Here is an 11,686-nt window from a genome sequence, read left to right as displayed (position 1 = left end):
GCCTGGACATGACTTCAACCCCAAAAAAAAGAGGCCGCAAATGCGGCCTCTTTCGGTTCAGCAACTCCTGTTACAGGCCATCGAGCAGGTCCGACATATCGTCGGCATGCTCTTCTTCCTGCGCCAGGATTTCTTCGAAAATGCGACGGGTAGTCGGGTCCTTGTCACCGATGTACTGGATGATCTCGCGGTAGCTGTCGACGGCGATACGCTCGGCCACCAGGTCTTCCAGCACCATCTCCTTCAGGGTTTTGCCCGCCACATACTGAGCGTGAGAGTTCTTGCTCAGGTTGTCCGGGTTGAAGTCCGGCTCGCCGCCCAGCTGGACGATACGCTCGGCCAGTTTGTCAGCGTGTTCGGCTTCCTGGTTGGCGTGTTCCAGAAACTCATCGGCCGCCACGCTGGCCTTGACGCCAGAGGCCATGAAGTAGTGGCGCTTGTAGCGCAGCACACAGACCAGTTCGGTTGCCAGCGACTCGTTCAGCAGGGTGATGATGCGTTCGCGGTCGGCGCTGTAGCCTTCCGTCACCGCACCATTTTCCACGTGCTCGCGGGCGCGTTTGCGAAGGGTCTGTACGTCGGTCATTTCAGTCGAGCTCATGTCTATCTCCGAAAATATCAAGGTAGTCGTGGAGTGGTCCCGGAAGGCTTACGCGCCTGGCACGGCGTCGCGGTCTTCTTCACGTTGTTTGCAGGTTTTGAAGCCTTTTGCATCCACATGGCCGGTGGCGTCGAAGCGCACGTAGTACGGCTGCTGGTGGCCATCACGGTTGAGGATGTAGTCGTTGCAGGTGCCGCCGTTTGGCAGGTCGATGACATTGGACGGGCTGCCGCCGATGGCGATGACCTTCTGCATGGTCATGCCGTGCTCCACCTGCTTGACCAGCGGCTCTTCACGATAGGTCACGTAGTCCACCGGGTTTTCCGGGCGGCTGCCACAGGCGGCCAGGGTGGCGCTGGCCAGTAGAATCGCCAGGGTCTGCTTGATCATCGTCCCGCTCCTTGCACAAAAGGGTATGTGCAAGTTTTGAACCTCGCGCAGCGCCAGGAGTTCGATCGCACTAGCCAATTGCCTGCAAGTGGGCGGGCAGGGGGAGGCAATGGGCATTTCTTGGCTACACTCACTTCGTCGACCGTGCATCGGGCGCGGGGCCCAGGAGATCACTTCATGAAATGGCTACACGTTCCGTTTTTGATGGTGGCAGTGCTGTTCAGCGCCCAAGGTTTCGCGGCCAACACCGCCCAGCAGGAAAAAATGAAAACCTGCAACGCCGATGCCAGCGCCAAGTCGTTGAAGGGTGATGAGCGCAAGGCGTACATGAGCACGTGCCTGAAGAAGCAGGCGCCGCAGACCCAGCAGGAAAAAATGAAGACCTGCAACGCCGACGCCACGGCCAAGACGCTCAAGGGTGATGCGCGCAAGGCCTACATGAGCGACTGCCTGAAGAAGAAATGACCTGCGCCTATGCGTGCAGGCATAACGCTGGCAGACTGCGGATCTTCTTCGCTGTCTGCCGTTGAGGCTGTATGACCTTCACCCCCCGCCAAGTCACCCTGGCCAGTTGGATCATCGTATTTGCCGGTTTGCTGCTGGCGTTGCCATTGAAGTTGCTGCCCAGCCTGCTGGCGGGCCTGTTGGTATTCGAGCTGGTCAACATGCTTACCCCGCGCCTGCAGCCGTTGATGGCCGGGCAGCGGGCACGCTGGCTGGCGGTGGCGCTACTGAGCACGCTGGTGGTGACCACGCTGACCCTGCTGATTGCCGGTGCTTTCAGCTTCTTGCTGCACGAAGCGGAAAACCCAGGCGCCTCGCTGGACAAGTTCATGGCGCTGGTAGAACGCGCCCGGGGCCAGCTGCCGCCATTCATCGAAGGCTACCTGCCGGCCAGCGCCGCAGAGTTCAAGGTGGCAATCGGGGACTGGATCAAGAGCCACCTCAGCGACTTGCAGCTGGTCGGCAAGGGCATGGCGCACATGTTCGTGACGCTGCTGATCGGCATGATCCTGGGCGCCATCGTGGCCTTGCAGCGCATCCCTGACATTTCCCGGCGCAAGCCATTGGCTGCGGCGTTGTTCGAGCGCCTGAGCCTGCTGGTGCAGGCGTTTCGCAATATCGTTTTTGCGCAGATCAAGATCTCGCTGCTCAACACGGCCTTTACCGGCATCTTCCTGGCAGTGGTGTTGCCGCTGTTCGGCGTGCACCTGCCGCTGACCAAGACGCTGATCGTACTGACCTTCCTGCTGGGCCTGCTGCCGGTGATCGGCAACCTGATGTCCAACACCCTCATCACCATCGTCGGGTTGTCGTTGTCGATCTGGGTAGCCGCCGCTGCGCTGGTGTACCTGATCGTCATCCACAAGGTGGAGTACTTTCTCAATGCCAAGATCGTCGGTGGGCAGATCAGGGCCAAGGCCTGGGAACTGCTGCTGGCCATGCTGGTGTTCGAAGCGGCATTCGGCCTGCCCGGCGTGGTGGCCGGGCCGGTGTATTACGCGTACCTGAAAAGCGAGCTGCGCCGCGCTGAACTGGTGTAGGCGGATGCCTGGGGCGTATGAGGCCCCGCGGGCTCAGGCAGCGCCGTAGCGCTTGCGGGCCTCGATGGCCAGGCCGCTGCCGATGCTGCCGAAGATGTTGCCTTCCACATGCTGCGCATTGGGCAGCATGGCCGCCACGCTGTTGCGCAGCGCAGGTATGCCACTGGAGCCCCCGGTGAAGAACACCGTGTCGACCTGCGTTTGGCTCACGCCGGCCTTGGCCAGCAGTTCGGTCACGCTGCCGCGCACACGTTCCAGCAGCCCCTCGATGGCGCTTTCGAACAGTACCCGCGACAGGTCTACGCCCAGGTCCCGCTCGATACGGCCAAGGTCCACGCGGCGGCTTTGCTGTTCGGTCAGCGCGATCTTGCTGGCTTCGACTTCCATGGCCAGCCAGTGCCCGGCGCGTTCCTCGATCAGCTTGAACAGGCGGTCCACGCCCAGGGTGTCTTCGATGTCGTAGCGCATGCTGCCCAGGGCCAGCTGCGACTTCTGCGAGTACAGGGCGTTGATGGTGTGCCAGGTCGCCAGGTTCAGGTGGTAGCTGGTGGGCATCAGCGCGCCGCTCTTCATGCGGCTGCCGTAGCCGAACAGGGGCATCACGCCCTGCAGGCTCAGTTGCTTGTCAAAGTCGGTGCCGCCAATGTGCACGCCGCCAGTGGCCAGAATGTCGTTTTGCCGTTCGGCCACGTTGTGGCGCTGCGGGGACAGGCGGATGAGCGTGAAGTCGGAGGTACCGCCGCCGATGTCGACGATCAGCACCAGCTCTTCACGGCTGATGCCAGACTCGTAGTCGAAGGCTGCAGCGATGGGTTCGTACTGGAACGACACCTCCTTGAAACCGAGCTTGCGCGCCACCTCGGCCAGTGTGTCTTCGGCCTCCTGGTCGGCTGCTGGGTCTTCGTCGACGAAAAACACCGGCCGGCCCAGCACCACCTGGTCGAACTCGCGGCCGGCCTCGGCCTCGGCGCGCTTTTTCAGCTCGCCGATGAACATGCCCAACAGGTCCTTGAAGGGCAGTGCGCTGCCCAGCACGCTGGTGTCGTGCTTGATCAGCTTGGAGCCCAGCAGGCTCTTGAGCGAGCGCATCAGGCGGCCTTCGTAGCCTTCCAGGTATTCGTGCAACGCCAGGCGGCCGTAAACCGGGCGGCGCTCTTCGATATTGAAGAACACCACGGACGGCAAGGTGATCTTGCCGTCTTCCAGGGCAATCAGCGATTCCCGGCCAGGGCGGTGCCAGCCAACCGTGGAATTGGAGGTGCCAAAGTCGATGCCCAGGGCGCGGGCCGGGGTTACGTCGGACATGGGAATGAGCTTCCGGAGGTAAAACGGCCGCGCAGTTTATGCCAGTTGGCTGGAGAATCAAGGCCGGTCGTCTGCCATGGCGCAACCCCAAGCGGGTCTTGAAAGGCTATGCTTGACCCCTATCTTCTGTAGCAATACGCACATTCACATTGGTGATCCCCAGATGGACTTCAAAGACTACTACAAGATACTTGGCGTAGAGCCCACCGCGGACGACAAGGCGATCAAGGCCGCGTATCGCAAGCTGGCCCGCAAGTATCACCCTGACGTCAGCAAGGAGCGCGACGCCGAGGACAAATTCAAGGAGGCCAACGAGGCCTACGAGGTGCTGGGCGACGCCCAGAAGCGCGCCGAATTCGACGAGATCCGCAAGTACGGTGGCCAGCACGGTCGACCGTTCCAGGCGCCGCCCGGCTGGGAAGGCCGTGGCGCGGGTGGTGGCGGCGGCTTCGAAGGGGGCGATTTTTCCGATTTTTTCAGCTCGATGTTCGGTGGCCGGGGTGGCAACCCCTTCGGCGGCGCCCGGCAACAGCAGCGCAGTGCCGGCAGGCGGGGGCAGGACGTGGAGCTTGAACTGGCAGTCTTCCTTGAAGAAACACTGAGCAAAGAGTCCAAGCAGATCAGCTTCCAGGTGCCGCAGACCAACGCCATGGGGCAACGCACCGGGTTCACCACCAAAACCCTGAACGTCAAGATTCCCGCCGGGGTTACCGACGGCGAGCGCATCCGCCTGAAGGGCCAGGGTGCACCTGGCAGTGGTGGCGGCGCCAACGGCGACCTGTTCCTGACCATTCGCATGGCGCCGCACCCGCTGTTCGATGTGGAAGGGCACGACCTGATCATCACCGTGCCGCTGGCACCGTGGGAAGCCGCCCTGGGCACCAAGGTGGCGGTGCCTACCCTGGAAGGCAAGATCAACCTCACCATCCGCCCCGACAGCCAGAGCGGCCAGCGCCTGCGCGTGCCGGGCAAGGGCCTGGCCGACAAACAAGGCCAGCGTGGCAACCTGTATGCGCAGCTCAAGGTGGTCATGCCGGCCACCTCCGACGAATCAACCCGTGAACTGTGGGCCAAGCTTTCCGAAAAGGCCGCGTTCAACCCGAGGGCACAATGGAGTAAGTGATCATGAGCAGCACCCTGATCGTTCAACTGGACATGCGTACCTTGTGTCAGGAGGCCGACGTCACGGCCGACTGCGTGATCGAGATCGTCGAACACGGCATTGTGGAACCGTCCGGGCGCACGCCCGAGGACTGGCTGTTCGACGATCAGGCGCCGTTGCTGGCCAGGCGCGCCGCCAAGCTGCACCACGAGCTGGAGCTGGAGTGGGAGGGGGTGGCACTGGCACTGGAGTTGCTGCAGGAGGTGCAGCAACTTCGCAGCGAGAACACCATGTTGCGCCAGCGCCTGGGCAGGTTCACGCAGATGTAGGCGCCGCCCCGGGGTTCAACAGCAACTGCATGAAGGTGAGGTCCAGCCAACGGCCGAACTTCACCCCAACCTGCGGCATCTGCCCGGTGGTCACGAAGCCCAGCCTTTCGTGCAGGCGCACCGAGGCTGCGTTGCCGCTCTCGATGGCGGCCACCATCACATGCTTGCCGCCGCTGCGGGCCCGCTCTACCAGCAGGGTCATCAGCGCAGGCCCCAGGCCCTTGCCGCGTTGGTCGCTGCGCACGTACACCGAGTGTTCCACCGTGTTGCGAAACCCTTCGAACGGGCGCCAGTCGCCAAACGACGCATAGCCGAGCACGCCGGTTTCGTCCACCGCCACCAGGATGGGGTAGCCCTGTTGCGCGCGCGCCGCGAACCAGGCCTGGCGGTTAACCAGGTCTACAGGTGTTTCGTTCCAGATCGCCGTGGTGTTGCGCACCGCGTCGTTGTAGATGTCGAGAATGCCCGGCACATCGCTGAGCAGGGCATCGCGTAGTTGGTAACTCATGACAGCGTCTCGCAAAGGGGTTGCGTGCAGGTTAAATGGTTACCAGCCCGCGTACACCCTCGGCCGGCATGTTTTCGCCACGGCCACACTGGATGATCTCGCCCCGGGCCATGACCAGGTACTGGTCGGCCAGTGCTTCGGCAAAGTCGTAGAACTGCTCCACCAGCAAAATTGCCATGTCGCCGCGCTGGGCCAGGCGGCGGATCACGGCGCCTATCTCCTTGATCACCGACGGCTGGATACCTTCGGTAGGCTCGTCGAGGATCAGCAGCCGTGGCCGGCTGGCCAGGGCGCGCCCGATGGCCAGCTGTTGCTGCTGGCCTCCGGACAGGTCGCCGCCACGTCGCTGTTTCATCTGCTCGAGTACCGGGAACAGCTCGTAGATGAAGGCTGGCACTTCGCGAGCTTCACGGGCAGGGAACCGCGACAGGCCCATCAACAGGTTTTCCTCCACGGTCAGGCGCGGGAAGATTTCGCGGCCCTGGGGCACGTAGGCGATGCCGGCCTGTACCCGTTGCTGGGGCTTGAGCGTGGTGATTGGTTTGCCCTCCCACTGCACGCTGCCTTCGCGGGCCGGTACCAGGCCCATCAAGCAGCGCAGCAGGGTGGTCTTGCCCACCCCGTTGCGCCCCAGCAGGCAAGTCACTTCGCCCACCTTGGCTTCGAAGCTCAGGCCCCTGAGGATGTGGCTGCCGCCGTAGTACTGGTGCAGGCTGTCGATCTTGAGCATGTGAATATTCCCGGAAACGTTGCAGTGCCTGCACCGGCCCGCGAGGGGCCAGCCCAGGTTTCAATCCCTAACGGCCTAGATACACCTCGACCACCCGCTCATCCGCCTGCACCTGTTCCAGCGATCCCTCCGCCAGCACACTGCCTTGATGCAACACCGTCACGTGGTCAGCGATGCTGCCGACAAACCCCATGTCGTGCTCCACCACCATCAGCGAATGCTTGCCAGCCAGGCCTTTGAACAGTTCGGCGGTGAACTCGGTCTCGGCGTCGGTCATGCCGGCCACCGGCTCATCCAGCAACAGCAGCTGTGGCTCCTGCACCAGCAGCATGCCAATCTCCAGAAACTGCTTCTGCCCGTGGGACAGCAGCCCGGCCTGGCGCCCGGCCAGCGGCAGCAGCCGCAAGGTGGTGAGCACCTGCTCGATACGTTCACGCTGCTCACCGCTCAGCCTTGCGGCCAGGCTGGCCCACACCGATTTGTCGGCTTTGAGCGCCAGTTCCAGGTTTTCGAACACCGTCAGTGCCTCGAACACCGTAGGCTTCTGGAACTTGCGGCCGATGCCGGCCTGGGCGATCTGGTATTCGCTCATACGGGTCAGGTCGAGGGTGTCGCCAAAGTACGCGGTCCCGGTATCGGGGCGGGTCTTGCCCGTGATCACGTCCATCAGGGTGGTCTTGCCGGCGCCGTTCGGGCCGATGATGCAGCGCAGCTCCCCCACACCGATATAGAGGTTCAGGGCATTCAGCGCCTTGAAGCCATCGAAGCTAACGCTGACGTCCTCCAGGCTCAGCACTGTGCCGTGGCGGGTGTCCAGGCCGGCTTTGCGGCTGTGGCCGAGGCCAATGGCTTCGCGGCCGGCGCCAAGCTGGTCGAAGACGGGTTCGAGCATGAATTCCGGGTGAACCGGCGGCACGCCTCTCATGGCTGGCTCCTTTTCTTCAGCAGCCCGACCACCCCTTTGGGCAGGTACAGGGTCACCAGGATGAACAGCGCGCCCAGGAAGAACAGCCAGAACTCCGGGAAGGCCACGGTGAACCAGCTCTTCATGCCATTGACCAGGCCGGCGCCGAGCAGCGGGCCAATCAATGTGCCGCGCCCGCCCAGGGCGACCCACACGGCGGCTTCGATGGAGTTGGTGGGCGACATCTCGCTGGGGTTGATGATGCCCACCTGCGGCACGTACAAGGCGCCTGCCAAACCGCACAGCACAGCGCTGAGCACCCACACCAGCAGCTTGAACCCGCGTGGGTCGTAGCCGCAGAACATCATGCGGTTCTCGGCATCGCGCACGGCGGTGAGCAAACGCCCGAACTTGCTGCGGGTCAGCCGCCAGCACAGGTACAGGCTGGCCAGTAGCAGCCCGACGGTGAGCAGAAACAGCACCGCACGGGTGCCGGGCGCGGCAATGTCGAAGCCCAGGATGGACCGGAAGCTGGTGAAGCCGTTGTTGCCGCCAAAACCGGTCTCGTTGCGAAAGAACAGCAACATGCCGGCAAAGGTCAGGGCCTGGGTCATGATCGAGAAGTACACGCCCTTGATGCGCGAACGGAACGCAAACCAGCCAAACGCCAGCGCCAGCAGCCCGGGCGCCAGCACGACCAGGCACAGGGCCCAGGCAAAGTGCTGGGTGCCGGCCCAGTACCACGGCAGCTCGGTCCACGACAGGAAGGTCATGAACCCGGGCAGCCCGTCACCGGCAGCCTGGCGCATCAGGTACATGCCCATGGCGTAACCGCCCAGGGCAAAGAACAGGCCGTGGCCCAGGGACAGCAGCCCGGCGTAGCCCCACACCAGGTCCAGAGCCAGGGCGACGATGGCGTAGCAGAGGATCTTGCCGACCAGGGTCAGCGTGTAGGCCGAGACGTGCAGGGCATGTTCTGCCGGCAGCAGTGACAGCAGCGGCAGTGCTATCAGCACCAGTGTGGCGGCGCAGCCGGCGGCCAGCGACAGGCGTGGCCCGGCTTTTTGCGCAGCGGTGACAAGCAGTGGCTGGTTCATCAGTCGATTACCCGTCCCTTGAGGGCGAACAGGCCTTGCGGGCGTTTCTGGATGAACAGAATGATCAACGCAAGGATGAGGATCTTGCCGAGTACCGCGCCTATCTGCGGTTCCAGCAGCTTGTTGGCGATGCCTAAGCCGAAGGCCGCCCAGAGGCTGCCGGCCAGCTGGCCGACACCGCCCAGCACCACCACCAGGAAGGAGTCGATGATGTAGCTCTGGCCAAGGTCCGGGCCCACGTTGCCGACCTGGCTGAGGGCAACGCCACCCAGCCCGGCAATGCCCGAGCCCAGGCCGAAGGCCAGCATGTCGATGCGCCCGGTGGGCACCCCGCAGCAGGCGGCCATGTTGCGGTTCTGGGTGACCGCTCGCACGTTCAGGCCTAGCCGCGTGCGGTTGAGCAGCAGCCAGGTAAGCAGCACCACTGCCAGGGCGAAGACGATGATCACCAGGCGGTTGTAGGGCAGTACCAGGTTGGGCAGCAGTTGGATGCCACCGGACAACCAGCCCGGGTTGCTGACCTCGACGTTCTGCGCCCCGAACAGCAGGCGGATGGCCTGGATCAGCATCAGGCTGATGCCCCAGGTGGCCAGCAGGGTTTCCAGTGGGCGGCCATACAGGTGGCGGATGACCGTGCGCTCCAGGGCCATGCCCACCCCGGCACTGACGGCGAACGCCACCGGCAGGGCAATCAGCGGGTAGAACTCGATGGCGCCCGGGGCGTAGCGCTGCACCAGCACCTGCACCATGTAGGTGCTGTAGGCGCCGAGCATCAGCATTTCGCCATGGGCCATGTTGATGACCCCCAGCAGGCCAAAGGTAATGGCCAGGCCCAGGGCGGCCAGCAGCAGGATCGAACCCAGCGACAGGCCGCTGAACGCCTGGCCCAGCAGTTCACCCATCAGGAGCTTGCGCTTGACCTGGGCCAGGCTGGTTTCGGCGGCGGTGCGCACTGCCGGGTCGGCTTCGGTATCCGGTTGCAGCAAGGCTTCCAGGCGGGTGCGGGCCATGGGGTCGCCGGTTTCGCCCAGCAGGCGCACGGCGGCCAGGCGTACCCCAGGCTCGCTGGCGCCCAGTTGCAGATTGGCCAGGGCCAGGCCAAGGGCGGCGTGCACGGCAGGGTCGGGGTCGTTGGCATAGCGCCGGTCCAGCCAGGCCATCTGCGCCGGCTGGGCGCTTTTTTGCAGTTGCCTGGCCGCTGCCAGGCGGGTTTCGCTGTTGTCACTGAGCAGTTGATGGCTGGCCAGGGCATTGTCGATCAGCCCGCGCAAGCGGTTGTTCAGGCGTACCTTGCGGGTATCGTCCTGTGCGATGCGGCCCTGGCGCAGGTTTTCCAGCAGGGCCAGGCGCGCAGGGTCGGGTTGTGCGGCCCAGCTTTCGAGCAGGCGGGCCTGCTCGGCGGGCTTGGCGGCAAAAAAGAATTCGCCTTCGCTGGCTTCGGCAGCCAGCGGCAACAGCAGCAAGAGGATGAGGAGGTATCTGAGCATCTGGGCCATCCTGGAAATCGGTGTTGGAGTCATCGCGGGCAAGCCCGCGCCCACAGGTGCGTTGAAGGGTTTGAAGCCAGTGCTGTCGCTGTGGGCGCGGGTTGCCTGCGATTGGGGCCGCAGTGCCTCAGTTACTCTTCACCGCATAATCAGGCCGCTTGTCGTTGCCTGGAATGAACGGGCTCCAGGGCTGCGCACGCAGGGGTTGCTCGGTCTCCCACACCACGCTGAACTGGCCGTCGTCCTGGATCTCGCCGATCATCACCGGCTTGTGCAAATGGTGGTTGGTCTTGTCCATGGTCAGGGTGAAGCCTGACGGTGCCTGGAACGTCTGGCCGGCCAGTGCTTCACGTACCTTGTCCACGTCAGTGGACTTGGCTTTTTCCACCGCCTGGGCCCACATGTGGATGCCCACGTAGGTGGCTTCCATGGGGTCGTTGGTCACGGCCTTGTCGGCGCCGGGCAGCTTCTTGGCCTTGGCATAGGCTTTCCAGTCGGCAACGAACTTCTGGTTGACCGGGTTATCCACCGACTCGAAGTAGTTCCAGGCCGCCAGGTGGCCTACCAGTGGCTTGGTGTCGATACCGCGCAGTTCTTCTTCACCTACCGAGAACGCCACCACCGGCACATCGGTTGCCTTCAGGCCCTGGTTGGCCAGTTCCTTGTAGAACGGTACGTTGGAGTCGCCGTTGACGGTGGAGATGACCGCGGTCTTGCCGCCTGCGGAGAATTTCTTGATGTTGGCGACGATGGTCTGGTAGTCGCTGTGGCCGAACGGGGTGTATACCTCCTCGATGTCCTTGTCGGCCACGCCCTTGCTGTGCAGGAAGGCGCGCAGGATCTTGTTGGTGGTGCGTGGGTACACGTAGTCGGTGCCCAGCAGGTAGAAGCGCTTGGCACTGCCGCCGTCCTCGCTCATCAGGTACTCCACGGCCGGGATGGCTTGCTGGTTGGGCGCCGCGCCGGTGTAGAACACGTTGGGCGACATTTCTTCACCCTCGTACTGCACCGGGTAGAACAGCAGGCCATTGAGCTCCTCGAATACCGGCAGGACGGATTTACGCGATACCGAAGTCCAGCAGCCGAACACCACGGCGACCTTGTCCTGGGTCAGCAGTTGGCGGCTCTTCTCGGCGAACAGGGGCCAGTTGGAGGCCGGGTCTACCACCACGGGCTCCAGCATCTTGCCGTTGACGCCGCCCTTGGCGTTGATCTCGTCGATGGTCATCAGCGCCATGTCCTTGAGCGACGTCTCGGAGATGGCCATGGTGCCGGACAGCGAATGGAGAATGCCGACCTTGATGGTTTCGGCGGCCTGGATGGTCCAGCTCAGGCCCATGGCGGCGATCGATGCGCTGAGGGTAAAGGCCTTGATCAAACTGCGACGCTTCATGTGCTCTCTCCGCTGCGTTTTTTTTTGAGTGTTGGGTAAGCGGGGAGTGGGGTTGCAAGGGGTGTGCCTAGTGATGGAGCGGGGCTAGCGCGGGTTACAGCGCATTATTTGGGCAGGCTGACGTAACAGACTGGTGCGTGGTCGATGCGCCTGCACGTTCTTGGTGCTGGCCTGTCGATTTGTTTCGAAGTGATGAATTGAGATCGCTCGATCTGCTTCTCTTGATCTGCTTCTTTGGCAACAGCCAATCTGACTGAAGTACGCCACTGCTTTTGCTTCTAAGCGCGCGATAGCTC

At 63.2% G+C, this 11,686-nt stretch carries 14 protein-coding genes; 4 read left to right on the top strand and 10 right to left on the bottom strand.

All coding sequences use genetic code 11. The annotated features are described in order from the left end of the window. Positions 1–70: 70 nt before the first annotated feature. Together PPA02S_RS14755 and osmE are read right to left on the bottom strand one after the other, a co-directional pair. Positions 71–601 carry a ferritin-like domain-containing protein gene (locus PPA02S_RS14755; protein ID WP_028631807.1) on the bottom strand — a complete coding sequence of 177 codons (531 nt, stop codon included), beginning with the start codon at positions 599–601 and terminating at the stop codon, positions 71–73. Positions 602–649: 48 nt separating this feature from the next. Continuing rightward, positions 650–991, bottom strand: a complete 342-nt coding sequence (gene osmE, locus PPA02S_RS14750; protein ID WP_028631806.1) for an osmotically-inducible lipoprotein OsmE — start codon at positions 989–991, stop codon at positions 650–652. Between the two features lie 177 nt (positions 992–1,168). Here osmE and PPA02S_RS14745 point away from each other — a divergent pair, with 177 nt between their 5' ends. After that, on the top strand, positions 1,169–1,456 hold the full coding sequence (locus PPA02S_RS14745; RefSeq protein ID WP_028631805.1) for a PsiF family protein: 288 nt from the start codon (positions 1,169–1,171) through the stop codon (positions 1,454–1,456). A 71-nt stretch (positions 1,457–1,527) separates the two neighbouring features. Beyond that, positions 1,528–2,535 (top strand): AI-2E family transporter, encoded by a 1,008-nt coding sequence (locus tag PPA02S_RS14740; protein WP_028631804.1) that lies wholly within the window; start codon positions 1,528–1,530, stop codon positions 2,533–2,535. A gap of 33 nt (positions 2,536–2,568) precedes the next feature. On the opposite strand, the gene PPA02S_RS14735 is transcribed toward PPA02S_RS14740, so the two are convergent. After that, entirely contained in the window at positions 2,569–3,840 is a 1,272-nt protein-coding gene (locus tag PPA02S_RS14735; protein ID WP_028631803.1) for an Hsp70 family protein, read from the bottom strand. Between the two features lie 163 nt (positions 3,841–4,003). Between PPA02S_RS14735 and cbpA the strand changes: the two genes are divergently transcribed. Both cbpA and PPA02S_RS14725 read left to right on the top strand, forming a co-directional pair. Beyond that, the gene (cbpA, locus tag PPA02S_RS14730; protein WP_028631802.1) at positions 4,004–4,963 is read left to right on the top strand and encodes a curved DNA-binding protein; all 960 of its coding nucleotides are present in this window, start codon (positions 4,004–4,006) and stop codon (positions 4,961–4,963) included. A gap of 2 nt (positions 4,964–4,965) precedes the next feature. Continuing rightward, positions 4,966–5,271, top strand: coding sequence for a chaperone modulator CbpM (locus tag PPA02S_RS14725; protein ID WP_028631801.1), 306 nt, complete (start codon positions 4,966–4,968; stop codon positions 5,269–5,271). Here PPA02S_RS14725 and PPA02S_RS14720 read toward each other — a convergent pair. From PPA02S_RS14720 to PPA02S_RS23245, 7 genes are all read right to left on the bottom strand, one after another. Continuing rightward, a complete protein-coding gene (locus PPA02S_RS14720; RefSeq protein WP_028631800.1) occupies positions 5,258–5,779 on the bottom strand; it encodes a GNAT family N-acetyltransferase in 522 nt (173 codons plus the stop codon). The two genes, PPA02S_RS14725 and PPA02S_RS14720, sit on opposite strands and share 14 nt — an antisense overlap. A gap of 31 nt (positions 5,780–5,810) precedes the next feature. Then, positions 5,811–6,509, bottom strand: a complete 699-nt coding sequence (gene urtE / locus PPA02S_RS14715) for an urea ABC transporter ATP-binding subunit UrtE (RefSeq protein ID WP_028631799.1) — start codon at positions 6,507–6,509, stop codon at positions 5,811–5,813. A gap of 67 nt (positions 6,510–6,576) precedes the next feature. After that, positions 6,577–7,434 carry an urea ABC transporter ATP-binding protein UrtD gene (gene urtD / locus PPA02S_RS14710; RefSeq protein ID WP_028631798.1) on the bottom strand — a complete coding sequence of 286 codons (858 nt, stop codon included), beginning with the start codon at positions 7,432–7,434 and terminating at the stop codon, positions 6,577–6,579. Beyond that, on the bottom strand, positions 7,431–8,510 hold the full coding sequence (gene urtC, locus PPA02S_RS14705) for an urea ABC transporter permease subunit UrtC (protein WP_028631797.1): 1,080 nt from the start codon (positions 8,508–8,510) through the stop codon (positions 7,431–7,433). The genes urtD and urtC overlap by 4 nt, the downstream gene beginning before the upstream one ends. Continuing rightward, positions 8,510–9,997: an urea ABC transporter permease subunit UrtB gene (gene urtB, locus PPA02S_RS14700; protein ID WP_028631796.1), complete on the bottom strand. Its 1,488-nt coding sequence runs from the start codon at positions 9,995–9,997 to the stop codon at positions 8,510–8,512. The genes urtC and urtB overlap by 1 nt, the downstream gene beginning before the upstream one ends. Before the next feature lie 127 nt (positions 9,998–10,124). Next, on the bottom strand, positions 10,125–11,390 hold the full coding sequence (gene urtA, locus PPA02S_RS14695) for an urea ABC transporter substrate-binding protein (protein WP_028631795.1): 1,266 nt from the start codon (positions 11,388–11,390) through the stop codon (positions 10,125–10,127). A gap of 94 nt (positions 11,391–11,484) precedes the next feature. Then, on the bottom strand, positions 11,485–11,686 hold a 202-nt coding region (locus tag PPA02S_RS23245), incomplete at its 5' end, for a hypothetical protein (RefSeq protein ID WP_217997274.1).

The sequence above is a fragment of the Pseudomonas parafulva NBRC 16636 = DSM 17004 genome (assembly GCF_000730645.1).
Taxonomy (GTDB): Bacteria; Pseudomonadota; Gammaproteobacteria; order Pseudomonadales; family Pseudomonadaceae; genus Aquipseudomonas; species Aquipseudomonas parafulva.
The sequence above is the reverse complement of the archived record's forward strand: the minus strand, read 5'-3'. Positions and strand labels throughout refer to the sequence as shown.